Here is a 23,595-nt window from a genome sequence, read left to right as displayed (position 1 = left end):
ATTGCGTTATTTTAAGGATTCTAAAATGAGTTTATCAAAATGTGAATCATAAAGGGGATTGAAGCTTATAACTGGAAATTCATAATCTCTTTTTAGGGTTTTTGTTATATTGTTGGGGTAGGAGATTTTAATATGGAGTGTAAAGATATATCTTGCAATCCTTGAAAAAGAAGCATTAGGTGAAAAATCCCCTTGAGATTCATTATAAAAATCTGTGAAAAAATATTCTACTTGCGTAATGGCATTATCGGGGTTTTGATTAAAAAGTATTTTGAAGCGGTTTTGAAAAGTTTGGATTAAATCTTGTGGGATAGGAGAAGTGCTAGAGGCACTTTGATAAATAATCATAGGGTATGGGATAAGCAGGGTTTGTGTGGCGATATTTTCTTTATAAGAGCAACCATAGAGTATAAATCCTAAAAGAAAAAATGATAAAATCTTTTTCATAAAAATCCTTTTTAATAATTATAGCTTAAAGGCAAAGTTTGAATTGTATCTTTGTTGCTAAAAAACCTCTCTTTATTTCTTCTAATGCTTATTTAAGTCAGCTTAAAAAACGCGATAAGGTTAAAAAAGCTGGATTTAGCGGGATTTTAGATCCTTTTGCTTGTGGGACTTTAATCATTGCTTATGGGGGATATACAAGACTTTTTACATTTTTAGATAAGAATCCTAAAGTTTATCAAGCTACACTTTGGCTAGGATTAGAGAGTGATACCCTAGATATTGAAGGGATTAAAAAGATTCATAATATTAAGAGGTTTAAAGAGGAGAGGCTAGAATCTTTGTTGCAAAGTTTTTGTGGTAAAGTCTCTTTTATCCCGCCAAAATATAGTGCAAAAAAAATTAATGGAAAAAAAGCTTATGAAATTGCTAGATCAGGGGGGAAGGTGGTTTTAAAAGCTCAAGAAATGGAAGTTTTTAAAATAGAATTTTTAAATTACTCTCATCCTTTTTTAAGTTTTAAAGTTTGGGTGAGTGAGGGCAGCTATATCCGCTCTTTAGGAGAGTTAATTGCTAGAGAACTTGATTGTTTTGGCTCACTTAGTTATTTAGAGCGATTAAGTGAGGGGGGATTAGTCTATCAAAATGAAAAAAAACTAAATCCTTTAGATATTTTGCCTTTTCCTATTATTAAATGTCAAGAGAATCTTAAAGAAGCTGTTTTTAATGGAAAAAGAATCTCTAAAGAGGATTTAAAAATTTACAAAGAAGGTAAATATATAGTAAAATTTGAGGAATTTTTTTCTATAATTTTATACCAAGAAAAAAATATAGAATATTTAGTAAATAGGATTTCCTTGTGTTGATTTTATCAAGAAAAGAAAATGAAAGTATCACTATTGGCGATAATATCGTTATTAAGGTTGTCTCCATTGATAAAGGAAATGTAAAATTAGGATTTGAAGCTCCCCCTAATCTATTGATTTTGCGTGAGGAATTGAAATTAGCTATTTTAGAGGAGAATAAAAAATCTCTTAGTAGGCAAGGGGATTATATCGGCAAGTTAATGGGTGCCAAGAAAAAAAGTTTATGATAAAATCTTTTGCAAAAATTAATATTTTTTTGAAAATCACGGGTAAAATGGTTTACAAAGGTCAAGATTATCATACGCTTTCTTCGCGTTTTATGCTTTATAAAGACTTGTATGATGAGATGGAGATAAGCTTAGATTCTAAAGAGTTTGAAATATTAGGAAATTTTGATTGTTCTTTAGAGAGAAATACTATTTATAGAGCTTATAAAGAGATTTTGCCTTTTTTAAATCAACAACAAAGAGAAATCCTTTCACATTTACAAGTAGTTGTTAATAAAAAAATACCAAGTGGTGGGGGGTTAGGCGGAGGAAGTTCTAATGCGGCAAGTTTTTTGTGTTGGGTGAATGATTTTTGTAAGCTTGATTTGGAGAAAGAAAGGCTTTGTGAAATTGGAAGCAGAGTTGGGAGTGATGTGCCTTTTTTTGTCAGTGGATATACAATGGCTAATGTAAGTGGGAGAGGAGAAGTAGTGGAATTTTATGATGAGGAAGCTTTAAAAGTAGAGATTGTAAATCCTAATATTCCTTGTAATACCGCTCAAATCTATAAGGAATATTCTAAAAACTTTTATAAGCCTAGTCAAGAAAATTGGTTTTATTTAGAGAATAATAAAATTTTAGAAAAATCTGCTTTTGAGATTAATGATTTATTAGCCCCTTTACTTAAAATTTACCCTAATCTTAATCATTGGGTTAAGGAAGGGTTTTTTTTAAGTGGTAGTGGCAGTTGTTTTTGGAGAGCAGTATGAAGATAATTGCAACCAATAAAAAGGCTAATTATGATTTTTTTATTTTAGAAAAATATGAAGCAGGGATTGAATTAAAGGGTAGTGAGGTAAAATCCATTCGTGAGGCAAAGGTAAATTTAAAAGATAGCTTTGTTAAAATTATCCAAGGTGAAGCTTTTTTGTTTCAAGCCCATATCGCAACATTAGGGACAACTAACCATTATTACAAGCCTGATGAAAAACGTCCTAGAAAGTTACTTTTGCATAGAAAAGAGATTGATAAACTCTTTGGGAAAACTCAAGTAGCAGGAATGAGTATTGTAGCTTTAAAGATTTATTTTAATAAAACAAATAAAGCAAAACTTGAAATTGCCTTAGCAAAAGGCAAGAATCTCCACGATAAACGAGAGAGTCTTAAAGAAAAGATTCAAAAAAGAGAGATTATGCAGAGTTTAAAAGAATTTTATAAAAAATAAGGAGTAAATTTGTTTGGATTAGCTTTAAAAGATATTGTAGAATATGGAATTTTTGGTGTTTTGTTGGTGATGAGTATCATTGCTTTATGGGCTATTATAGAACGTGTTTTATTCTATCGTAGTGTTATGCTTCATGCCTATCATAAAAAAGTAGAATTAGAAATTGCTTTATCTCAAAACTTAACGCTTATTGCAACAATAGGTTCTAATGCACCTTATGTTGGGCTATTAGGGACAGTTTTTGGAATTATCTTAACTTTTGTTCAAATTGGACAATCTGGAGTAGTGGATACAGGGGCTATTATGATAGGTCTTGCTTTAGCTTTATACGCAACTGCTGGAGGATTGCTTGTAGCGATTCCTTCTATTGTTTTTTATAATCTCTTACTTAGGCAAACTGAAGTTTTAATAGCTAGATGGGAAGCTTTAAAAGAAAAAGATTAAAAAAGATAAATAAAAGAGTAAAAATGAAGAATGCAAAAAGAATGGATACTATTAATGTTGTCCCATTTATTGATATTATGCTTGTGTTGCTCGTAATTGTGCTAACAAGTGCAACTTTCATTGCACAAGGTAAGATTCCTATTAATCTTCCTCAAGCACAAGGAGCTAGTGAGATTACTCAAGATTTAAAACAAGTAGAAATTACTATTGATGAAAAAGGAAGTTATTTTTTAGATAAAAATCAAACGACTTTAGAAGCACTGGAGTTGGCATTATTGGAAATGCCAAAGGATACAGCGATTTTATTAAGGGGTGATTCTAAGAGTTATTTTGAAAAGTTTATTGCACTTATTGGAATGCTTAATAAGATTGATAGGATGAATGTAGATATTGAAGTGGAGCAACCCTAATGTTTAGAGAAAGTTATGATTTAGGGACTATTATTTCTGCGATTATTACCTTTGTTATGCTAGTTTTCGTGATTCGGTTTATGCTTTATATGATAAATCGTAAAAGACCTACTATTCAAAAGCCTGATTGGTTAGATGATGAACGTTTTGATAATGATAAGAGGAGAAAAAGGAAATAAATGGAAAACATTGCCATTAATATAATTTTTACCCTCATTATGGTTGCACTGGCGATTTGGGATTTTATTAGTTATGGGAAGCAAAAGCATCGCGATTTTAAATCCATTATTATGAGCACTGGGGTTTTGGGGACTTTTGTAGGTATATTTGTGGGGTTACAAAATTTTGATGTTGTGAATATTGAAAGCTCTGTGCCTTTTTTGTTGGGGGGATTAAAAATTGCTTTTTATACTTCGATTTTAGGTATGGGATTAGCTATTTTACTTGCCATCATACAAAAGAGCAAAGCAGTTAAAAGTGATTTTGAAAATATGCTAGAGTATTTTTCACTTCAAATCTCTAAATTGGATAAATTAGCGGATTTGGAAAATCTCTCAAAGATTTTAGAGCAAAATAAACAAACCCATAAACTGCAAGAGAATTACTACCAAATACAATCCCAAAATTTTCTTGTGTTAAAAGAATCTTTTCAAACTACTAATCAATCCTTAAAAGAAGCAATGCACCATTTAGCGCAAGGGGCTTCTAAAGAGTTAATTGCTGCTTTAGAGGGAGTTATTAAAGATTTTAATCAACGCATTAGCGATCAATTTGGGGATAACTTTAAAGAGCTTAATAATGCGGTTTCTTCAATGGTTAAGTGGCAAGAGGATTATAAAGACTCCGTAGAAAGTCTAGGGGAGCATTTAAAAAACACTTTATGCGTTTTTGAAAGCTCTACAAGGTCTTTGGAGTTAATTACTAAACGCGATGAGGAGATTTTGAGAGTTTATGAATCTTTAGCCCATAGTATTGAAGCTTCAAGAATAGAAAATGAAAAATTATCTCACCTATTAGCCGGATTTTCTACAATGCACGAAGACGCAAGTAAAGCCTTGCATTGCGTAGAAAAATTGACAAAAACCTTAGAGAATTCCCATTCTCAAACTTTAGATTTAACAAAAATAAATCTTGAAACTCTAAAGGAGTTTTTCAGACAAAGCCTTAAAGAACATCAGAGCAACACGCAAGAATTATTAACTATTAACTTAAAAGTGCTAGAGGAAGATTATCAAAAAACTAGCGATAATCTAACTAATCTTCAACAACAATTTGAGAACTTTAATCAACAATACTTAACACAAAATAAAGAAAATATTCAAAACTTTACATTAGCTATCAAAGATGAAATCCAACACCACACGCAAGAAATTTATGCTAATGATTTAGTGCTAAAAGAAAAAAATGCGGAAATGATAACACAAATACAGCTTAAGATTGAAGAGAAAATAGGAGGAATTAGGGAAATTTTTGATAATACTTTGCAAAAGCTAGATAATACCCAAAGGGAATCTTTACTACTTATGGAGAGCCAAACAAAAAGAAGTGATGATTTGCTGATTAAGCATACACAAAATATGGAACTTTCTTTAGACAAAGCTAATACAAGCTTGCAAGAAGTAAGCCAAAAGACAAGTGAGCAACTTAGCAAAGATTTTTATACTATTGAGGGGCATATTAGGAATGCTATTGTTAGTTTTGATACCCTCTTAGGCAATACCACTAAAACTTTAGAGGAAAATTTTAAAACCAATAAAGAAGTATTAATAGGACTTTCAAAAGAGATTGAATCTACTATGACAACAACTACTAAAAGTCTTGATACACTCCTAAATGATACTGCTAATACCCTTAGCCAAAGCACTCAAAACATAGAAAAATCTTTTATACAAAGTAATGAAACTATTACGCAAAGCCTCAATAAAACTGCTGATACAATGCATAATAGTATCCATCGTATTTTAGAGTATAACAAACAGCATACAAAGAGTTTTGAAGATCTAATGCAGCATAATATAGATGGGTTTAGGCAACATATTAATGCGATGATTGAAAAGGGCAGTGAATGTAATAGGGAATTTCAAGACCAAATGCGTAGTAGCTTTGGAGAATCTTATAAAAATGCTTTAGAAGCTTTAGCTGCGTATTTGAAAAATACAACAACAAGCTATCAAAATCAACTTATGACTTTAAACCAAAAGAGTTTTGAAGAATTGAAGAAAAAATACGACCAAACCTTACAAAGCCATCAAAATTTACAAAACGACTTACAGGAACATTTGAGGGTTATCGCAAAAACAACCCAAAACTTTACAAAAGAATTATTGCAAAATTCTAAAACGCAATTAGATTCGCATTCTAAAGAAGTTATTAAGCAATATTCTAGCTTAGAAGCAAAAATCAAAGATTCTTTAGAATCTATGGCAAAAGGTTATATGGAAATGCTCCAACTCTTAACGAAGAAAAGTTTAGAATTACCAAAAAATGCAAGCGCAGAGCTTTTAAATGAATTTAATAATTTGCAAAAAAATTTAGGTTTAGCTTTAGATGAAACTTATCATTCTTTAGAGAATAATCGTAAAGAAATTGATGGGATTTTAAAAATTATGCAAGAAAATATTACTTCTTCTTTATTTCAAACTTCAAACTTAAATGAGAATCTTTGTAAATCCTTAGGGGATCTTGATAGTGCATTATCTAATATTACTCTAGGGTTTCGTCAAGATTATGAATGGTTTTTGCGTAGAATAAAAGAGCTTATGGGAGCAAGAAACTAATGATAAGCAATAGCAAGGGTAGTGAATGGATTAGTATCTCGGATATGATGGCAGGGATTATGATGATATTTTTGCTCGTTGCGGTTTCTTATATGGTGGTTATTAGTTCCACAGAAAAAAGGCTTGCCTTGCAAAATGCTGAACTTTTAGAGCTTAATAGGCAAATGAGTGATATAGCTAAAACTCATCAAAATTTACAAGTGAAACTCTATAATGATTTAATTGCGGAGTTTTCTAATAACCTAGAAGAATGGAATGCAGAAATTGATACCGATAATACCGTGCGTTTTAGAGAGCCAGATATTTTGTTTGATCAAGGGCAAAAGGTTGTTAAAATACGTTTTAAAGAAATATTAGATGATTTTTTTCCACGATATATTAAGATTTTAAGTCAAGAAAAATATAAAGATGATATTGAAGAGATTAGGATTGAGGGACACACTTCTACAGAGTGGAAAAATACTGATAGCTTAGAGGTTAGGTATTTAGCAAATGCTGAATTATCACAAGCAAGAGCTTTAGAAGTTTTAAAATATTGTTTTGAATATACCGATATTAATCCTTATAAACAATGGCTTATTAAGGTTTTGCGGGCTAATGGACTTTCTTTTGCCAAACCTCTTGAAAGTCAAGAATTATCGCGTAGAGTAGAGTTTAAAACTCTAACAAAGAGTGATCAAAAGATTTTAAAAATTTTAAATATTAATAAAGAATTGCAAATGCCTATGGAGAGTTTTTAGTCAATTTGCCAATCAATAGGGATTTTACCTTGTTCTTGTAATATTTTGTTGGTTTTTGAGAAATGTTTGCAGCCTAAAAAACCGCTTTTAGCAAGTGGAGATGGGTGAGCGGCTTCTAATATAAAATGTTTTTTGCTATCAATAAGATTACTCTTTGCCCTTGCATAATTTCCCCATAATAAAAATATAATCCCCTCTTTTTCTTGACTAATTTTTTTTATAACATCATCCGTAAAGAGCTGCCAACCAAAATGTTGATGAGAGGCAGGTTTATTCTCCTCTACACTTAAAATACTATTAAGAAGTAGCACACCTTGTTTTGCCCATTTACTTAAATCACCATTACTAGAGGGGGGTATCCCTAAATCTTCGTTTAATTCCTTATAAATATTTTTAAGTGAGGGGGGGAGAGGGATATTTTTAGGAACTGAAAAAGAAAGTCCCATTGCTTGGGATTTATTATGATAGGGATCTTGTCCTAAAATAACAACTTTTAAGCTTGGGAGCGGTGTGAGATTAAAGGCGTTAAAGATGAGTGGGGCGGGAGGATATATGATAGCCCCTTTTTGTTTTGCTTGAATAAAATGTTGTTTTATTTCTAAAAAATAGGGCTTAAAAAATTCTTCTTTAAGGAATTCTTTCCAAGAAGAATCCATCTGGATTTTATCTAAAGAAATGCTTAACTTTTCCATTATTCAATAATTTTAGGCACGATGAAAAAGTTATTTTCACTTTTTGGAGCATTTTTTAAAATATCTTGAGCTATGTTAGGATTATTAATAGGAATATCATCCCGCATAGTTAAAGCAGTCGTTCTTTGGCTAAAGAAAGTAGGAATGTCTTCCAAATCAAGGTTATTGATATTTTCAATAAAATTTATAATTTCATTTAAGTTATCTTTGGTTTTTTCTATTTCTTCTGTCTTTAGGGTGATATTTGCTAGTTTTTGCAAACGCATTAAAAGATTGGTATCAATACTCATTAAAACTCCTCATAATTTTTTAAATAAAACATAAACATTTTAACGCCTCTTTGGATAATTTTATCTATCTCCTCTTTGGTCTTTGGAGGAGTATAGCTTGAATTAGAAATTATATAATAAAAATAGGGATGAATGATTTGATTGATAAAAAAATCTTGAGCTTCTTCAAGGTTTTTGATTTTTAAATTGTTTTTTTGGCAATAAATTTTCAACCCTTCTATAAGGTAGAAATTTGCTTTTTTGATACAAACAGCTTCAAAAATTTTAAAAATTTCTGGTTGGTGATACCCCTCTATGATAATAATACGTTGTAGAGCAATAGAATCTTTTTGAAACATCTCATTAAGAAGGTTTTGTGCATATTTTTTTAAAAAATCTTCTAAACTTAAATTAGACTTATCAATACAAAAGAGATTATTATCTAGTGCTTCCATAAAATCTTTTGTGCCATATTTTAGGGATTCTACAAATAAAGTTTTTTTATCCCCAAAGAGTTTGTAGATAGTGGCTAATGAACCCTCTGTTTGTTTTATAACCATTTGTAGGCTTGTTTTAGCATAGCCATACTTTAAAAAAAGTTTAAAAGCTATTTTAAGAATCTTGTTATATTTTTCTTGAGATTTTTTTGATAATGTCTGCTTTTGCAAGAGAAACCTTAATGATTTTGTTTATTACCCTATATTGATAATTAAAGAAATATTCAAGATTTTATAAAAATTCAACTTAATATAAACTGCGTTTAAAAAGTTTTAAATTATTATTAGAGAAATATTTTGGTTAGGAATATTAGTGAAAAAAGAGACAAAAACTTATCGCCCTAATGTAGCTGCTATTATACTCTCTCCAAAATACCCTCTTATTTGTGAATTATTTATCGCAAGTCGCACTGATATTAAAAATGCTTGGCAATTTCCTCAAGGGGGAATTGATAAAACAGAAACCCCTAAAGAGGCCTTACATCGTGAGCTTAAAGAAGAAATAGGGACAGATGCTATAGATATTATCGCAGAATATCCTCAATGGATTAGTTATGATTTTCCTCCTTTAGTTGTCAAAAAAATGTATCCTTATGATGGACAAATACAAAAATATTTTTTAGTGCGTTTAAAAGAGGAGGGGAGTATCAATATCCATACAGAAGAACCAGAATTTGATGAATATAAATTTGTAACAATTGATGAAGTTTTTAATTATATCACTTATTTTAAACGACCTGTCTATAAGCAGGTTTTAGAGTATTTTAAAAAGAAGGGGTATTTATAAATGCTAATTATTCAAAAATATGGTGGCACAAGTGTTGGGGATTGTGAGAAGATTCAAAATGTTGCTGCTCGTGTTGTAGAAACCAAAAAAGCGGGGCATAGTCTTGTTGTAGTGGTTTCAGCAATGAGTGGAGAGACCGATAAACTTTTAGATTATACAAAATTTTTTTCTAAACTGCCTAACGAACGCGAAATGGATATGGTTTTGAGTGCGGGTGAGAGGATTACAAGTGCGCTTTTAGCAATTGCTTTAGAAGAATTAGGCTATAAAGCAATTTCTTTAAGTGGTAGAGGTGCGGGTATGATTACAGATAATTCCCATACAAAAGCTAGGATTCAAATGATTGATACTTCAAGGTTAAATGCATTATTAGCTAAGGATTATATTGTAGTGGTTGCAGGTTTTCAAGGTGTTACTTCTAAAGGTGAAGTAACAACACTAGGAAGGGGAGGGAGTGATTTATCCGCTGTTGCTTTAGCGGGGGCTTTAGAGGCAGATTTATGCGAGATTTATACCGATGTTGATGGGGTTTATACTACAGATCCTAGAATCGAACCTAAAGCTAAAAAAATTGATAAGATTAGTTATGATGAGATGTTAGAGCTTGCTTCAATGGGTGCTAAAGTTTTACTTAATCGCTCGGTTGAAATGGCAAAAAAACTCAATGTTAATTTAGTTACAAGAAATAGTTTTAATCATAATGAGGGCACATTAATTACTAAAGAGGAGTTAATTATGGAACAGCCAATTGTTAGTGGGATTGCACTAGATAAGAATCAAGCTAGAGTGAGTATTTGTAATGTAGAGGATAGACCCGGTATTGCTGCAGAGATTTTTGGGACATTATCAGAGGCTAATATTAATGTTGATATGATTGTGCAAACCATTGGTAGAGATGGAAAAACAGATTTAGACTTTACCATCCCAGAAGTAGAATTAGAAAATACCAAACGCGTTTTAAAATCTTTTGAAGATAATGTTGAAAGTATTGATTATGATTCTGATATTGCAAAAGTTTCTATTGTGGGTGTAGGTATGAAGTCTCATAGTGGAGTAGCCGCTAAAGCTTTTCAAGCACTAGCGGAGGATAATATCAATATTATGATGATTAGCACAAGTGAGATTAAAATCTCTATGATTATTAAACTTAAATATTCAGAACTTGCTATTAGGACACTACATAGCATTTATAAATTAGAAAAATAATGCAAGATATTGCTTCTTGGACCATTCATACGCTTCGGCACGATGTAAGTCGTCCTACTTGGTTAGAAGAGCGTAAGTTTGAGTGGATTCCTCTTATTAAGAGAACTTTACAAAGAATATTTAATGGTGAGAGTTTGATTTTAATTACTGATAGGGATAGGGAATGGTTTATCCATTATATTATTAATTCTATTAATAAAAGTAGCAATCGTCCTTATTTGCCCATACTAAGCATTCATTCTTTATTCCCTCAAATTGATAAATTCCATAAAGATGATACAGAAATGGCTCTTATTGATGATTATTTTGATAATATTTTTATGCGACGTTATTTCTTTTGGTATGTTGGGAGAAATGATACACCAAGGGCTAAATTTGTGTTTAATCGTGAAGATGGATTTTTATGGCTATTTGATACTAATTTACAAAATAGTTTTACTTTGCAATCTACAGATCCTCTTATAGATATTAAGCTTATGCAAATGTTTAGAATCTTTAATTTAACTATTGATGCAGCAATGTTTGGACGCATCTCTTTGGAATAAATATGCAATATCCTTTTAGCCATATTTTATTGACTAAAAACCCCATAGAAGAAGCAAATATTTATTATGAGAATAATAATCCCCAGTTTTTTAGACTTTTTTGTGCAGAGGATTTGAATATAGAAATAGCTAGGGCTATTATTGATGAGAGTTATATTGCAAGTAATGGAATAAAGACACTTTTAATTGCCGCAAATAGCTTTAATATTCCTGCGCAAAATGCTCTTTTAAAGGTTTTAGAGGAGCCACCAAGCCAAATTATTTTTATCCTCTTTACAAAAATGAAATCTTTATTATTGCCAACAATACGTTCAAGAATCCCTATTATGAATAAAATACAAAAAACTCCTTTACCCCCATTTCCTTTAGAGATTCAAACTTTAAATCTCCAAAAAGTTTATGATTTTTTAAAAGAAAGGCAAAAAGAGTTTGGGAGCAGTGAGAGAAAATCAGAGATTGAAGCTTTATATATGGATTGTATTAAAAGTGGGCTATTTTTTAATGAGCAAGAACATAGGGTATTTGAAGAAGCTCTAGTGTGGGATAGCCAAAAAGAAAAACATCATAATATTTTATTAGTGTTATTATTGATGATTTTAAAAGTTAAACAAAGAAATTTTAAACTTTAGAAGTCATCATTAGGGAATAATATGTTTGTGAAGCGATTAAAAAACTGCAAAAAGGAATTAAAAAAACTTCATTGTGATGGAATAGGTTATGAGATACTCTCCTTAAAAGGTGAGATTTTTAGTTTTTATCTTTATGGTATTAAGGCACCTGCAGCAAATATTCTTAAACAAGAAGCTTTAGCTTGTGGAGGAGATTTTGCTCTCCCAAAAGATGCCATAGTCTATGCTAAAGAGTTTTATGATGGGATTTTGATGATTACCAAATCTCAAGCTAAAGTGCTTTTAAAAAAGTTGCAAATTCAACCTTTTGGGTTAAAAAATCTTGCTTTAGTAATTAAGAAGCACTTCAAAGAATTAGAATATCCTTTTGGTATTATGGGGGTTATTAATGTAACCCCTGATAGTTTTTATGAATATTCCAGACAAAACTTACAAAGTGCTAGAAAACGAATCTTAGAAATGATAGAGGAGGGTGTTGATATTATTGATATTGGTGGTGCTTCTACTCGTCCTGGAAGTGCTTGGATAAGTGCAGAGGAAGAGAGGAGTAGGATTAAACCTATTGTAGAATTCATTGTTGCAGAAAATTTAATAAAAAAGGTAAAATTTAGTATTGATACTTACACTCCAGAAGTTGCAAGGCTTTGTTTAGAAAATGGTTTTTGCGTGGTTAATGATATTACAGGATTTACAAACCCAAAAATGCTTGAAGCTGTTCGTGGTTATGAATGTGAATGTGTGATTATGCATATGCAAGGAAATCCTAAAGAAATGCAATATAATCCGCAATATGAAAATTTATTTTTAGAAATTGATAGTTTTTTTATGCGACAAATAGAAAAACTTTATAAAAATGGAAACACACATATTATATTAGATGTCGGGATTGGGTTTGGAAAAACCTTAGAGCATAACTGCGAACTAATCAAGCATTTGAAGCATTTTTTTCATTTTGGTTATCCACTTTTAGTAGGTGCTAGTCGTAAATCTATGATTGATAAAATTATTCCATCTAATGTTAATGAGCGTTTAGCTGGCACTTTAGCCATTCATTTAGAAGCACTCAATAATGGGGCTAATATTATTCGGTGCCACGATACCAAAGAACATATTCAAGCCTTAAGGGTTTGGCAGGAGTTACATTGATTGAACGAAAAGAGATGATTTACCAATTATCTAATTATGGGTATTCTAAAGCAACCTTAGAAGTAATGTCAACAAGAGAGCTTATTCAATTATCAAAAAAAATCAGTAAAAATAGAATCTTAGAGTTTTTAGAAATGATGCCTAGCGAGAAGCAAGTGGAGATTATTTCTGATAATACAAGTGAGTATATTAGCAAGGAATTAGAGAATATATCCCACGCTATAAAAGAAGAAATAGATTTTTTTACACTTTATGAAGCTATTGAAAAAATCTTTGCTTTTTATGGAATGAATGAAGCTGTCGAATTAGTTTTGTCCCAAGTTAGCGAAAAGTATTATAAACAAATAACACAGATTATAGAATTAGTGTATAGATACTACCAAGAAAGTTTATTAGAAGAAATAGAAGAATTATGTAGGGAATATCCACCTGAAGAACAATATGAACAAATGAGCATTTATAGTAAAAAACGAGAGGATATTGCTTTTTTAAGAGATATTATTCATACAATGAAAAAAAATAATAATCAAAGCAAATTTACTAAAATATCCCAACTTAAATTTGAAATTATTCATGATTATTTCCCTGATTTTTTATATGAGAATTATGAGGAATATTATGAAGATGAAGATAAAAAGAATCAGATTATAGAACGTATTATGTCTTTAACCAATGCTTATAAAAAGGCTGTTCTTAAAAATAAAAAAATTGTTGTTTTAAGAAATATAGAAGCGGTTTTGCTAAAGGATAAAGATAGGGAAAATGAAGAAAAAACATTAATTAAGGATTATACAAAGAAATTTGCTGAAATTGTTAATAGTGAAGATGAATTAGCTTTTAGTATCCTATTAAAAGAAGCTCTAGATTTGTTGGATGAAAGAGATGTAAAAAAGATTATTGATAATTTTGACCTTTCTAATAATCCGATTTTACAACAAAGATATAATATTTTACTACGAAATCATAAGCCTAAATAATTCTAACAATAGAAAGTCTAAAAAGTACGTTTTAGAAGCTCTTCAGGTCGTAAAATAGTAATTAACCTATCATCTTTTTTGCCTACTCCATAAATTAGGCTTTCATCTTGACTAATGGTTTCAGGAGTGGGATCTACATCTGATTCTTTAATTCTTACAGCTTCTGTCAATCTATCAATAACAAATCCAGCTCTCTCTTCTTGAATTTTAATAACAATATAACGTGTATCCTCTGTCGGTTTTTCAAAAGGTAATCCAAACTTGAGACGTAAATTAATCAAAGGAATAACCCAACCACGCATATTAAATACACCTAAAACATAATTTGGAACTCCTGGAACTCTAGTATATTCAAAAGGTTTGATAATCTCTTGAATAGTTAAGATGGGTAAAGCAAATTCTTCAGAGCCTACAACAAAAGCTACAAGTTGAATAACATCTTCATTCTCTGCAGCTGGTTTTTTTTGCTCTTGTTGTTTTTGTAGAACATCTTGTAATTGATTACTCATTATTCAGTTACCTCCATAGTAAATTTGATATTTCTTTTTACAACATTCATTAAGTATTCTGGAGAATAGGGCTTGGTAATGTATTCTGTCATACCTGATTCAACTCCACGCATTCTATCAGTTTTGCTTGTCCTACTTGTAACGGCAATAAGTGGTAGATTTTTAAACTTAGCGTATCTCCTAATTTCACCCGCTAATGTATAGCCGTCCATTTTAGGCATTTCAATATCAATTAAAATAGCATCAAAAGTTTTATCTCCATTTTTAACTATATCTAGTGCTTCTACCCCATTTGTGGCTTCTGTTAAAGTAATTCCTAGAGGTTTAAGGGATTTTTTCATAATAGCCCTATCAGTCATTGAATCATCCACAATTAAAACTTGGTAATCGCTAGGAGCACTTTTTCCTTTTTTAGATTCATTTTCTTGTATGAGATTACTAATGCTAACTTTAACTTGTTTTGCCATCTGCATCATTGCTGCAATATCTACAATAAGCGTTACTCTACCATCTCCTCGAATAGTTGCACCAGCAATTCCTTCAGTTCCTTTGAGATAAGAGCCAAGTGATTTAATAACAACTTCTTCTTGCCCAATGAGAAAATCAACAATTACTCCTATTTTATTTTCCGCAAGACCAATTACTACAACATAGGCTTGTTCAGAATTATCAAGAACAGCATTGACCCCAAAAATATCTGCTAATCTCACAAGTGGAAGCACTTCATTTCTAAGTCTTAAAACACTTTTGTTTTCTACCGTGTAAATTTCATCTTGAGAGATTCTAACAGTTTCAATAACAGAAGCAAGCGGAATAGCGTAATATTCTTCTTGCACACCAACTAGTAAAGATTGAATAATAGCAAGTGTAAGAGGAATTTTGAGTTTTAAAGTGGTGCCTTCTCCAAAAGCACTTTCTACATCAATAATACCATTAAGTTTTTCAATATTGGTCTTTACAACATCCATACCAACACCACGTCCGCTAATATTTGTAACGACTTTTGCTGTGGAGAAACCAGCTTTGAAAATTAAAGAATAAGCCTCCTTATCACTCATAGTATCTGCTTCTTTTTCGCTAATAAGTCCTTTTTCAATTGCTTTAACTTTGAGAGCTTCTGGATCCATTCCTTTTCCATCATCTTTTATTTCAACAACGATATGATTCCCCTCATTATAAGCTTTTAATTCCACAGTCCCTTGCTCACTTTTTCCCGCAGCAACCCTTTCTTCTTTGGTTTCTATTCCGTGATCACAAGCGTTTCTAATCAAATGCACAAGAGGGTCACCTATTTCTTCAACGATAGATTTATCTAGTTCTGTTTCTTCTCCGCTAATGATAAGTTCAATGTTTTTACCAACCTCTCTTGAGAGATCCCTAACCATTCTTGGAAATTTATTAAAAACTCTCCCAATAGGTAACATTCTTGTTTTCATAACTGCTAATTGAATATCAGTTGTTACCATAGAAACACTTGCTACAACTTGATTAAGTTCTTCTAAGAACTTCTCTCCCTCATACCGCTCTTCTACATCATTGTAGATTTTGATCAGTCGATTCTTTCCTAATACAAGCTCACCAATAAGATTCATTAAGCTATCTAACCTTTTAACATCAACCCGAATAGTCTGTTCAACAGCAGTAGCAGGAGCTTTAGTGTCTTGTGATGGAGTTGTTGTTTTAGGGGGGGCTTTTGTAGTAGCTACAGGCTTTGCAGGAGTGGATGCTACTGGTGTAGCAGTAGCGATTTCGGGTTCAGGAGTAACTGGAGCATTTTCTTTAATTTCTGCTGGAGCTTGAATTTCTTCGCCCTTGCCCTCTGCTTTTTTTTGCTGCCTTTTTCTTTTATCTTCTTCTTGACGCTTACTAAGTAGTCGATCAATCTCTTTTTCGATTTCCTCTGGAGACATATTGGCATAATCAAGTTCAGGCTCTTCTTCTATGGGTATAGTATCAGCAGCTGGAGATTCTACTGCAGGCTGAGTTGATAGCGATTCTCCTTTTGATATGGCATCAAGTTTTTCTACAACTACAGCAATATCTGAATCTAAACCTGTATTTGCATCTGTTCCTGTATCACGGATTGCATTAAGAAGTTTTTTCATAAAATCTATAGAAGCTAAAACAATATCCATAATATCAGGAGTAATTGTTAATTCCCCGTGTCTTGCTTTGTTTAAAACATCTTCCATATGGTGTGTAAGATGAGTAAGAACTGAAAAGTTTAGAAATGAACCTGAACCTTTAATAGTATGAGCAACTCTAAAAATTCTATTGAGTAAATCTAAATCCTCTGGTCTAGTTTCTAACTCAACTAAATCTTGATCGAGCTGTTCAATCATTTCAAATGCTTCGATTAAAAAGTCTTCCATTATTTCTTGCATTTCATCCATATAAATCCCTTTCTTTTAAAGATATAAATTAGAACTTTTCTAATTCTTTATCATATTTACTAACAATTTTTGAAATCTCATCGTGAAGTTTATTTCCATCAAATTTCACAAGATAAGATTCTCCTCCTGCTTTTTCACCTTTTTCTTTACTAAATTTATCACTAATAGAGGAACTAAAGATAATAGGAAATTTAGCAAATCTTGGGTCTTCTTTAACCTTTTTGGCAAAATGAAAACCATCCATTTTTGGCATTTCAATATCCGAAATGATAACTTTTAGGAATTGCGAAAGTTTTTCACCATAATTTTCATAAAGTTTTTCAAGTTTTTCTAAACCAGCCTCTCCATCATTAGCTTCTGTAACATCAAAGCCCATTTTTTCTAAAAATTCTTTGGTAATTTTTCGTGCAATTGCACTATCATCTAAAATTAGCGCCAAACCTCCAAATTGTGTATAACTGCGATCAGCGTTAATTTCTGGGCGGTAAAGACCTAAATCTTGAATGATACTTTCTAAATCAAGAATTAGTAAAACTTCTTCCCCTCCATCAATTCGTGTAATACCTGTAATTTTTCCCTTATCTAATTTTGAATTTGTGCTAGATGAGGAGCTAAAATTAGCGGGTTCTATATTTTTCCAATTGATTCTTCGAATACGTTTTGCCTCATGAACAATAAAGCCAATTACAATATCATTGAGCTCTGCTATAATAACACGAGGCTTAATCTTTTTGTTTTTTGGGACTTCCACATGCATCCATTTTGCAAGGTTAATCACAGGAATGACAATCCCACGTAAATCAAAAATACCTTCAATATATTCAGGTGCACCAGGTAATTCAGTTAAGTGTGGTAGGCGGATAATCTCATTAACTTTAGCGACATTAATCCCATAAATTCCTTCATAAATTTTACCTTTCTCTAATTTATAAATTCGAAAATCAACAAGCTCTATTTCATTACTGCTTGCTTTTAAAGTATCTTGTTTTTCAAAACTTGCCAACTAAAACTCCTTCATTTTTAAGGATAGGTAATTATTCTCATATTCTACAACAAAATATTTTTTTTTACAAGCAAAAAGAGGTAGTCCAATATAGTTCATAGTATGAAAATTTAGATTTTTATTAAGATGAAAATGCCCTTCAATAATATAAGAATGTTGTTGAATATTGTATTGCTTAATATAATTTAAGATTCTTTGAGTAATGAAATGTGAAGAATCCTTAGAGGATTCTTTTAGCGTTTTTTTCTTTAAATGATTAATTAAGAAAGGATAAAGGATGTTTTTAAAGAGATGTAAAAATTTAATAGTGATTTTTTGGCGTATTAACATTGTGTAAAATCTATAATGCCACGATAAGAGAATATCCCCGTGGGCTAAATAAACTTTGTTTTGGTTTAAAAAACAGCAAATAGGTTGAGATTGGATAGAAAAACAACGAATATTTTTAAAAGCAGGGATTGTTTGTAGGAGAAAATCGTGATTTCCCTCTAAATAATAGATTTCATGTTTTAAGGCAAGTTGCTCTAAAATATTTAGTGTTTTTTGATTATCTTTTAAGCATTGAGAAATATCACCAACTAAAAAATCAAAAATATCTCCCATTAAAAAGATTTGTCTTCTAGGGAGAAGCAGGAGAGATTGAAAAAATTTATCTAAAGTATTACGATAAAGGCTATGATGATGAGAATCGGCAATAAATATAGCATTTTCTTTAATAGTTATAAGATTAGGGAACATAGGCAATTTTTGGCAAACCTAAAGTCTCTTCTAAACCACACATTAAATTTGCATTAGCTACTGCTTGTGAGCTAGCACCTCGTAAAAGATTATCAATACTTGCAGTAATAAATAAATCCTTCCCATCATTTTTGGCATAAATATCACAAAAATGCGTTCCTACAACATTTTTAATTTGGACACAATAATCACAGATTCTAATAAATTTTTCTTCTTTATAATGTTGTTGGAGTATTTCTAAGGGGTTAATAATGTCTTTGAGTCTAGCATAAATGGAGACAAGCATTCCTCTAGTAAGCGGGATAAGGTGGGGGACAAAAAGGATTTTGATAGAAGTCTTGGTGATCTTTGTGATTTGTTCATCAATTTCAGGTGAATGCCTATGAGTAATAGGAGAATATGCAAAGAGGTTTTCATTAATATTTACAAAATGTGAGGTATAAGCAAGTTTTTTACCCGCTCCACTTACGCCACTTTTTGCATCAATATAAAGCGTCTGTGTGCTATCTAAATAAGGAATAAAAGGCAATATGGCTAAAAGTGAAGCTGTTGGGTAGCAACCTGGATTTGCTATTAAGTTACTTTTAGCAATCAAAGAGCGGTTGTATTCTGGGAGACCATAAATAGCATTGTTAAGATTTTCTGCATCAAGATGTCGTGTGTAAAAAGCTTCATATTGATTAAGAGATAATCGATAATCTGCTGATAAATCAATAATTTTAATTTCGTGTTTTGAGAGTATTTTAATGTATTCCATAGCTTTTTGATGGGGCAATGCTAGAAAAACAACCTTAGAACTTTGAACAATACTTTGGATATTGGTCTGTAAAACTGGCATTGAAAGAATTTTTTTAAAACTAGGATAAAGGGTGCTTAATTCTTCATGATATTCTGTGCCATAAATAGATACGAGTTCAAAAATGGGGTGATTAATAAGTAGCTTTATAAGCTCTAGCCCTGTATAACCTCCAGCTCCAATAATAGAAGCAGCAATTTTCATTATTTTTCCTTAAATGATTTTTAAGTTTATAGGGTAGTTTGAAATTTATGATTGATCACCCCCCTCCTAAAAATGTTAAACATTCAATAGTATCACCTTCTTTGAGAGAGTGAGTATCCCATTTATCTCGTTTAATAACTTCTAAATTAATGGCAACAGCAATGCTTTTAGTGTCAATTTTGTATTCTTGTAAGAGATGAAGTAGAGTTGTTGTTTGTGTTGAGATATTTTTTCCATTTAATCTAACTTGCATATAAAACTCCTTATTTTTGTACTTTGGATAGTGTTTGTAGTGTTTAATGAAAATTATTCTATGCTTTTTTTCTTAAAAAAATCATAAAAAAACCCTTTTTTTCTTACCTCCTCGCCCCTTGTTAAAAACAATTCTCCTTCTTTTATATCTTTTCTAACGGTGCTTCCTGCCCCAATGATGCAATTATCTTCAATACAAATTGGGGATACTACTTGAGTATCGCTCCCAATAAATACATTTTTTCCAATCTTTGTTAAATGTTTATCTTTGCCATCATAATTACAAGTGATAAATCCTGCTCCGATATTTGTCCCTATATCAATCTCACTATCTCCGATATAACTTAAATGCCCGGCTTTAACTCCACTAAGTGTAGATTTTTTAATTTCGACAAAATTACCAATATGAGTTTTTTTAAGTATGCTTTGTGGTCTTAAATGTGCTAAGGGTCCTATATCGCTATTTTCAATAATACTTGATTCAATGATGCTATGAGCTTTGATATGAGAGTTAATAATCTTGCTATCCCCATAAATACTTACTCCATTTTCTATAACGCATTCTCCTTCAAAGGTTACAGAATCTTCAATATAAATGGTATTTATAAGATTCATTCTAACGCCTTTTTTAAGCCAATATTCTTTAATCCTATTACCGAGTATTTCTTCTGCTTTAGCTAAATCTAGCTTATCATTGACACCTTTAAAATTTTCTATTTTTCCATAAATAGGCGTGATTTTTTTAGAATCTTTTTTAGCAAGAGAAATAACATCTGTGAGATAATATTCCTTTTGTGCGTTATTATTTTGAAGTTTGGGGAGATAATCTTCTAAAATACTTTTACTAAAGCAGTAAATACCACCATTAAGAGTGCTTAAATTTAAAATTTCTGCACTAGCATCTTTTTCTTCAATGATTTCTAAAACCTCTCCATTATTTATAACAACTCTACCATATCCATAGGTATTAGGGGAATCTAAAACACTCATAATAATATCAGATTGCATAGAAACAAACTTTTCTAAATCTTCAGATTGGATTAAGGGCATATCCCCATTTAATACTAATACTTTTTGGTATTTTGGATGATAATTTTTTAACGCTCCGCCAGTGCCGGGATAATTCTTTAAATCCTGTTCTAAAAAGACAATATTATTGCCAAAGTATTCTTTCATTTTTGCTTGAATCTTTTTAGCTTCAAAGCCTACAACAATACTCACATCATCACTTAATTTTAAGGCTTCTTTTATACTAAAATAAAGCATTTCCCTTCCGCAAATTTTATGCAAAACTTTTGGGGTTTGTGATTGCATTCTTTTGCCTTTTCCAGCAGCTAAGATAATAATTGATAAAGAAGTATTTTTCATAGAATTGAAGTCCATACTTTAGTTAGAAAAATTTAATAAGATTTTAACACAATAAATTTTAAAATTAAATCTTTATAGTCATTAAAGTAATTTGAATATTTTTATAAGGGATTTTAGCGATGGATATAGCAACGGTTATTGGTATGTCATTATCACTTATCTTGCTTGGAACGGCGATGATGCTTGGGGTAGGAATTGCACCTTATTTGGATCCTCCCTCCATTTTGATTACAGTTGGGGGATCAATTACAAGTTTATTTATTGCTTATAAAATGGAAACGATGAAAAAAAGTGTTGCTTTTTTTATGATTGCTTTTAAACCACAAACTTTTGATGTTCCAGCATTAATTAAAAGGTTGGTAGATTATTCCACCCAAGCAAGAAGAGATGGGATATTATCTTTAGAGCAACAAGTTAATCAAGAAGAAAATTCATTTTTGCGTAAAGGGCTTGGTATGGCAATTGATGGGGCAGAACCTGATAGTATTCGGGATTTGTTAGAGATTGAAATGGATAGAACTCTAGATCGCCATAAAACTAATGCCGGATTATTTGATACTTGGGGTTCTTATGCAGGGGCATATGGAATGCTTGGGACACTTATTGGATTAGTGGCAATGCTTTTAAATATGTCTGATCCTGCATCTATTGGACCTGCTATGGCTGTTGCCCTTTTAACGACTTTTTATGGTTCATTTATTGGAAATATTTTAGGAGCACCTATTGCTAATATTTTAGTCGTTAGGGCTAATGATGAAGCACTTGTGCAACTTCTTGTTATTGAAGGAGTTATGTCAATTCAAGCCGGAGATAATCCACGCTCTTTAGAAACAAAACTCTTGACCTTTTTACCCCCTAATCAACGCGTAAGTTCGTTTGAGTAAGAGATAATATGGCAAAACGTTGTCCACCTTGTGATTGCCCTAATGTCTTACCCTTATGGCTTGGAACTTATGGGGATATGGTTACTTTAATCCTTACTTTTTTTATTTTATTGCTTTCAATGGTTACCTTTGATGCTAAAAAGTTATCAGAAGCCGAAGGTAGTGTTGATGGTGCATTAAGCCTTTTAAGTGGTGGCATTAAGATAGAAGTTGATAATACAAGGATTCAACAACAAGCTGATATGGTAGAAGATCCAGAAACCACAGAAGAAGTTAAAAAAATAGAAAGTGAGATTTTAGATTTTAAAGAAAATGTAAAAGTTTCTTTAGGTCCCTCTAGTATTATTGATAATGGGACTGAAGGATTTATTTTAAGGTTTCATGGAAAATTACTTTTTAAACCTGATGATTATAATGTTACTAGTGCTGATGAGATTTTATTTTTAAAAAGACTTGCTCTAATTTTACAAAAAATTCCACCTAATACTCATATGGATGTTATTGGATATACCGATGATAGAGTAGTTAAACCCACCGCACAATATCAAGATAATTTAGGCTTAAGTGCATTAAGGGCTGCAAGTGTTAGTAGGATTCTTATGCAAAATAATGTAAATCCACAAAAAATAACCGCATTAGGGGGTGGAGCCAATAATTTTGTATTTCCCAATATTAATGAGGAGAATCGTGCCACTAATCGTCGTGTAGAGTTTAGATTTTATCCTGATAATAGATCTTTGCATAAAAATCAAAATATTTTAGAAAAAACTATACAACAACGGGAAAGCAATATCCCAACCAACAACCCAAATGAGACTTTATGAAGCTATTTTTTTCTTTATGGTTATTAATTGAAATTTTCCCATCTTTTCTGTTAGCTGCACCACCTGAACTTCCAGAAACTCCTACAATTCCAATGGTAAATTTAACACTAGGAGTGCCAACAGAGCCAGGAGATTTAGTAACGACCCTAAATATTGTCGTTATTCTCACCTTACTAGCTTTAGCACCTTCATTTATTTTAATGGCTACAAGTTTTGCTAGGATTCTTATTGTATTTTCTTTCTTACGCACCGCTATGGGAACGCAACAATCTCCCCCTACACAACTTTTAGTTTCTTTTGCATTGATTTTAACAATTTTTATTATGGAACCTATCGCAAAAGAGGCTTATGAAAAAGGCATTAAGCCTTATGTTGCCAAAGAAATACCTTATGATGAAGCCTTTGTGCTTGCAGCAGCCCCCTTTAAAGATTTTATGATTAGAAATACTAGACCTAAAGATTTAGCCATTTTTTATCGTATTAGGGGAATGGAGAATCCCCAAAGTGTCGATGATGTCCCTTTAAGTATAGTTCTACCTGCTTTTATTATTAGTGAAATGAAAACCGCTTTTCAAATTGGATTTTTATTATATTTACCCTTTTTGGTAATTGATATGGTAATTAGCTCTATTTTAATGGCTATGGGTATGATGATGTTACCACCAACAATGATTTCTCTACCTTTTAAAATTTTAATTTTTATTTTAGTAGATGGGTTTAATCTCTTAACAATAAACCTCGTGCAAAGTTTTCATTAATATTTT

General features: G+C 31.4%; 29 protein-coding genes. 18 read left to right on the top strand and 11 right to left on the bottom strand.

What is annotated here, in order from left to right; translation table 11 throughout:
• Window positions 1–6: 6 nt before the first annotated feature.
• Window positions 7–447: a hypothetical protein gene (locus CDV25_RS02050; RefSeq protein ID WP_108910563.1), complete on the bottom strand. Its 441-nt coding sequence runs from the start codon at window positions 445–447 to the stop codon at window positions 7–9.
• A gap of 38 nt (window positions 448–485) precedes the next feature.
• Here CDV25_RS02050 and truB point away from each other — a divergent pair, with 38 nt between their 5' ends.
• The 9 genes from truB to CDV25_RS02005 are packed head-to-tail and all read left to right on the top strand — an operon-like array spanning window position 486 to window position 7,112.
• Window positions 486–1,310, top strand: coding sequence for a tRNA pseudouridine(55) synthase TruB (gene truB, locus CDV25_RS02045; RefSeq protein WP_108910562.1), 825 nt, complete (start codon window positions 486–488; stop codon window positions 1,308–1,310).
• A complete protein-coding gene (gene csrA, locus CDV25_RS02040) occupies window positions 1,304–1,537 on the top strand; it encodes a carbon storage regulator CsrA (protein WP_108910561.1) in 234 nt (77 codons plus the stop codon). Before truB ends, csrA begins: the two co-directional genes overlap by 7 nt.
• Complete coding sequence (locus tag CDV25_RS02035) at window positions 1,534–2,286, top strand: 4-(cytidine 5'-diphospho)-2-C-methyl-D-erythritol kinase (RefSeq protein ID WP_108910560.1); 753 nt, start codon at window positions 1,534–1,536, stop codon at window positions 2,284–2,286. Before csrA ends, CDV25_RS02035 begins: the two co-directional genes overlap by 4 nt.
• Window positions 2,283–2,741: an SsrA-binding protein SmpB gene (gene smpB, locus CDV25_RS02030; protein WP_108910559.1), complete on the top strand. Its 459-nt coding sequence runs from the start codon at window positions 2,283–2,285 to the stop codon at window positions 2,739–2,741. Before CDV25_RS02035 ends, smpB begins: the two co-directional genes overlap by 4 nt.
• A gap of 9 nt (window positions 2,742–2,750) precedes the next feature.
• Window positions 2,751–3,185 carry a TonB-system energizer ExbB gene (exbB, locus tag CDV25_RS02025; protein ID WP_108910558.1) on the top strand — a complete coding sequence of 145 codons (435 nt, stop codon included), beginning with the start codon at window positions 2,751–2,753 and terminating at the stop codon, window positions 3,183–3,185.
• 23 nt (window positions 3,186–3,208) lie between these two features.
• The gene (locus CDV25_RS02020; protein WP_108911807.1) at window positions 3,209–3,595 is read left to right on the top strand and encodes a biopolymer transporter ExbD; all 387 of its coding nucleotides are present in this window, start codon (window positions 3,209–3,211) and stop codon (window positions 3,593–3,595) included.
• Entirely contained in the window at window positions 3,595–3,774 is a 180-nt protein-coding gene (locus tag CDV25_RS02015) for a hypothetical protein (RefSeq protein WP_034554343.1), read from the top strand. Before CDV25_RS02020 ends, CDV25_RS02015 begins: the two co-directional genes overlap by 1 nt.
• Window positions 3,775–6,372, top strand: a complete 2,598-nt coding sequence (locus CDV25_RS02010; protein ID WP_108910557.1) for a coiled-coil domain-containing protein — start codon at window positions 3,775–3,777, stop codon at window positions 6,370–6,372.
• On the top strand, window positions 6,372–7,112 hold the full coding sequence (locus tag CDV25_RS02005; protein WP_108910556.1) for an OmpA family protein: 741 nt from the start codon (window positions 6,372–6,374) through the stop codon (window positions 7,110–7,112). Before CDV25_RS02010 ends, CDV25_RS02005 begins: the two co-directional genes overlap by 1 nt.
• On the opposite strand, the gene ung is transcribed toward CDV25_RS02005, so the two are convergent.
• Genes ung through CDV25_RS01990 form a run of 3 tightly spaced genes read right to left on the bottom strand, consistent with a single transcriptional unit; the run spans window position 7,109 to window position 8,741 of the window.
• Window positions 7,109–7,804, bottom strand: coding sequence for a uracil-DNA glycosylase (gene ung, locus CDV25_RS02000; RefSeq protein WP_108910555.1), 696 nt, complete (start codon window positions 7,802–7,804; stop codon window positions 7,109–7,111). The genes CDV25_RS02005 and ung overlap by 4 nt on opposite strands.
• The gene (gatC, locus tag CDV25_RS01995; RefSeq protein ID WP_108910554.1) at window positions 7,804–8,094 is read right to left on the bottom strand and encodes an Asp-tRNA(Asn)/Glu-tRNA(Gln) amidotransferase subunit GatC; all 291 of its coding nucleotides are present in this window, start codon (window positions 8,092–8,094) and stop codon (window positions 7,804–7,806) included. The genes ung and gatC overlap by 1 nt, the downstream gene beginning before the upstream one ends.
• Window positions 8,094–8,741: a TetR/AcrR family transcriptional regulator gene (locus tag CDV25_RS01990; RefSeq protein ID WP_108910553.1), complete on the bottom strand. Its 648-nt coding sequence runs from the start codon at window positions 8,739–8,741 to the stop codon at window positions 8,094–8,096. Before CDV25_RS01990 ends, gatC begins: the two co-directional genes overlap by 1 nt.
• Window positions 8,742–8,883: 142 nt before the next feature.
• Between CDV25_RS01990 and CDV25_RS01985 the strand changes: the two genes are divergently transcribed.
• Genes CDV25_RS01985 through CDV25_RS01960 form a run of 6 tightly spaced genes read left to right on the top strand, consistent with a single transcriptional unit; the run spans window position 8,884 to window position 13,860 of the window.
• Entirely contained in the window at window positions 8,884–9,357 is a 474-nt protein-coding gene (locus tag CDV25_RS01985; RefSeq protein WP_108910552.1) for an RNA pyrophosphohydrolase, read from the top strand.
• Window positions 9,358–10,563, top strand: a complete 1,206-nt coding sequence (locus CDV25_RS01980; RefSeq protein WP_108910551.1) for an aspartate kinase — start codon at window positions 9,358–9,360, stop codon at window positions 10,561–10,563.
• The gene (locus CDV25_RS01975; RefSeq protein ID WP_108910550.1) at window positions 10,563–11,108 is read left to right on the top strand and encodes a HobA family DNA replication regulator; all 546 of its coding nucleotides are present in this window, start codon (window positions 10,563–10,565) and stop codon (window positions 11,106–11,108) included. The genes CDV25_RS01980 and CDV25_RS01975 overlap by 1 nt, the downstream gene beginning before the upstream one ends.
• 2 nt (window positions 11,109–11,110) lie before the next feature.
• Window positions 11,111–11,737 (top strand): DNA polymerase III subunit delta', encoded by a 627-nt coding sequence (locus tag CDV25_RS01970; RefSeq protein WP_108910549.1) that lies wholly within the window; start codon window positions 11,111–11,113, stop codon window positions 11,735–11,737.
• Between the two features lie 21 nt (window positions 11,738–11,758).
• A complete protein-coding gene (folP, locus tag CDV25_RS01965; protein ID WP_108910548.1) occupies window positions 11,759–12,883 on the top strand; it encodes a dihydropteroate synthase in 1,125 nt (374 codons plus the stop codon).
• On the top strand, window positions 12,880–13,860 hold the full coding sequence (locus CDV25_RS01960) for a hypothetical protein (protein WP_239056390.1): 981 nt from the start codon (window positions 12,880–12,882) through the stop codon (window positions 13,858–13,860). Before folP ends, CDV25_RS01960 begins: the two co-directional genes overlap by 4 nt.
• A 17-nt stretch (window positions 13,861–13,877) precedes the next feature.
• On the opposite strand, the gene CDV25_RS01955 is transcribed toward CDV25_RS01960, so the two are convergent.
• From CDV25_RS01955 to glmU, 7 genes are read right to left on the bottom strand one after another with little or no spacing between them, the layout of a single operon-like run.
• Window positions 13,878–14,369 (bottom strand): chemotaxis protein CheW, encoded by a 492-nt coding sequence (locus CDV25_RS01955; protein WP_108910547.1) that lies wholly within the window; start codon window positions 14,367–14,369, stop codon window positions 13,878–13,880.
• Window positions 14,369–16,762: a hybrid sensor histidine kinase/response regulator gene (locus tag CDV25_RS01950; protein WP_108910546.1), complete on the bottom strand. Its 2,394-nt coding sequence runs from the start codon at window positions 16,760–16,762 to the stop codon at window positions 14,369–14,371. Before CDV25_RS01950 ends, CDV25_RS01955 begins: the two co-directional genes overlap by 1 nt.
• A 28-nt stretch (window positions 16,763–16,790) precedes the next feature.
• Entirely contained in the window at window positions 16,791–17,765 is a 975-nt protein-coding gene (locus CDV25_RS01945) for a chemotaxis protein (protein ID WP_034554520.1), read from the bottom strand.
• A complete protein-coding gene (locus tag CDV25_RS01940; RefSeq protein ID WP_108910545.1) occupies window positions 17,766–18,503 on the bottom strand; it encodes a UDP-2,3-diacylglucosamine diphosphatase in 738 nt (245 codons plus the stop codon).
• Window positions 18,493–19,503 (bottom strand): N-acetyl-gamma-glutamyl-phosphate reductase, encoded by a 1,011-nt coding sequence (argC, locus tag CDV25_RS01935; protein WP_108910544.1) that lies wholly within the window; start codon window positions 19,501–19,503, stop codon window positions 18,493–18,495. The genes CDV25_RS01940 and argC overlap by 11 nt, the downstream gene beginning before the upstream one ends.
• Before the next feature lie 55 nt (window positions 19,504–19,558).
• Window positions 19,559–19,756 carry a sulfur carrier protein ThiS gene (gene thiS, locus CDV25_RS01930; RefSeq protein ID WP_034555405.1) on the bottom strand — a complete coding sequence of 66 codons (198 nt, stop codon included), beginning with the start codon at window positions 19,754–19,756 and terminating at the stop codon, window positions 19,559–19,561.
• A gap of 53 nt (window positions 19,757–19,809) precedes the next feature.
• The gene (gene glmU / locus CDV25_RS01925; RefSeq protein ID WP_108910543.1) at window positions 19,810–21,123 is read right to left on the bottom strand and encodes a bifunctional UDP-N-acetylglucosamine diphosphorylase/glucosamine-1-phosphate N-acetyltransferase GlmU; all 1,314 of its coding nucleotides are present in this window, start codon (window positions 21,121–21,123) and stop codon (window positions 19,810–19,812) included.
• A 119-nt stretch (window positions 21,124–21,242) separates the two neighbouring features.
• Between glmU and CDV25_RS01920 the strand changes: the two genes are divergently transcribed.
• Genes CDV25_RS01920 through fliP form a run of 3 tightly spaced genes read left to right on the top strand, consistent with a single transcriptional unit; the run spans window position 21,243 to window position 23,589 of the window.
• Window positions 21,243–22,007 (top strand): motility protein A, encoded by a 765-nt coding sequence (locus CDV25_RS01920; RefSeq protein WP_034553940.1) that lies wholly within the window; start codon window positions 21,243–21,245, stop codon window positions 22,005–22,007.
• A gap of 8 nt (window positions 22,008–22,015) precedes the next feature.
• Window positions 22,016–22,831, top strand: a complete 816-nt coding sequence (locus CDV25_RS01915; protein WP_108910542.1) for a flagellar motor protein MotB — start codon at window positions 22,016–22,018, stop codon at window positions 22,829–22,831.
• Window positions 22,828–23,589, top strand: a complete 762-nt coding sequence (gene fliP / locus CDV25_RS01910) for a flagellar type III secretion system pore protein FliP (protein WP_034553944.1) — start codon at window positions 22,828–22,830, stop codon at window positions 23,587–23,589. Before CDV25_RS01915 ends, fliP begins: the two co-directional genes overlap by 4 nt.
• Window positions 23,590–23,595: the final 6 nt, after the last annotated feature.

This window comes from Helicobacter apodemus, from assembly GCF_003097575.1.
GTDB lineage: Bacteria > Campylobacterota > Campylobacteria > Campylobacterales > Helicobacteraceae > Helicobacter_D > Helicobacter_D apodemus.
Note: the sequence above shows the minus strand (reverse complement) of the source record. Positions and strands in the feature narration are given on the sequence as shown.

Bases quoted from the DNA above. Each gene is read 5' to 3' on its own strand.
- CDV25_RS02050 (WP_108910563.1), bottom strand. From the start codon at position 447: ATGAAAAAGATTTTATCATTTTTTCTTTTAGGATTTATACTCTATGGT.
- CDV25_RS02035 (WP_108910560.1), top strand. From the start codon at position 1,534: ATGATAAAATCTTTTGCAAAAATTAATATTTTTTTGAAAATCACGGGT.
- smpB (WP_108910559.1), top strand. From the start codon at position 2,283: ATGAAGATAATTGCAACCAATAAAAAGGCTAATTATGATTTTTTTATT.
- CDV25_RS02020 (WP_108911807.1), top strand. From the start codon at position 3,209: ATGAAGAATGCAAAAAGAATGGATACTATTAATGTTGTCCCATTTATT.
- CDV25_RS02015 (WP_034554343.1), top strand. From the start codon at position 3,595: ATGTTTAGAGAAAGTTATGATTTAGGGACTATTATTTCTGCGATTATT.
- CDV25_RS02010 (WP_108910557.1), top strand. From the start codon at position 3,775: ATGGAAAACATTGCCATTAATATAATTTTTACCCTCATTATGGTTGCA.
- CDV25_RS02005 (WP_108910556.1), top strand. From the start codon at position 6,372: ATGATAAGCAATAGCAAGGGTAGTGAATGGATTAGTATCTCGGATATG.
- ung (WP_108910555.1), bottom strand. From the start codon at position 7,804: ATGGAAAAGTTAAGCATTTCTTTAGATAAAATCCAGATGGATTCTTCT.
- gatC (WP_108910554.1), bottom strand. From the start codon at position 8,094: ATGAGTATTGATACCAATCTTTTAATGCGTTTGCAAAAACTAGCAAAT.
- CDV25_RS01980 (WP_108910551.1), top strand. From the start codon at position 9,358: ATGCTAATTATTCAAAAATATGGTGGCACAAGTGTTGGGGATTGTGAG.
- CDV25_RS01975 (WP_108910550.1), top strand. From the start codon at position 10,563: ATGCAAGATATTGCTTCTTGGACCATTCATACGCTTCGGCACGATGTA.
- CDV25_RS01970 (WP_108910549.1), top strand. From the start codon at position 11,111: ATGCAATATCCTTTTAGCCATATTTTATTGACTAAAAACCCCATAGAA.
- folP (WP_108910548.1), top strand. From the start codon at position 11,759: ATGTTTGTGAAGCGATTAAAAAACTGCAAAAAGGAATTAAAAAAACTT.
- CDV25_RS01955 (WP_108910547.1), bottom strand. From the start codon at position 14,369: ATGAGTAATCAATTACAAGATGTTCTACAAAAACAACAAGAGCAAAAA.
- CDV25_RS01950 (WP_108910546.1), bottom strand. From the start codon at position 16,762: ATGGATGAAATGCAAGAAATAATGGAAGACTTTTTAATCGAAGCATTT.
- CDV25_RS01940 (WP_108910545.1), bottom strand. From the start codon at position 18,503: ATGTTCCCTAATCTTATAACTATTAAAGAAAATGCTATATTTATTGCC.
- argC (WP_108910544.1), bottom strand. From the start codon at position 19,503: ATGAAAATTGCTGCTTCTATTATTGGAGCTGGAGGTTATACAGGGCTA.
- thiS (WP_034555405.1), bottom strand. From the start codon at position 19,756: ATGCAAGTTAGATTAAATGGAAAAAATATCTCAACACAAACAACAACT.
- glmU (WP_108910543.1), bottom strand. From the start codon at position 21,123: ATGAAAAATACTTCTTTATCAATTATTATCTTAGCTGCTGGAAAAGGC.
- CDV25_RS01920 (WP_034553940.1), top strand. From the start codon at position 21,243: ATGGATATAGCAACGGTTATTGGTATGTCATTATCACTTATCTTGCTT.
- CDV25_RS01915 (WP_108910542.1), top strand. From the start codon at position 22,016: ATGGCAAAACGTTGTCCACCTTGTGATTGCCCTAATGTCTTACCCTTA.
- fliP (WP_034553944.1), top strand. From the start codon at position 22,828: ATGAAGCTATTTTTTTCTTTATGGTTATTAATTGAAATTTTCCCATCT.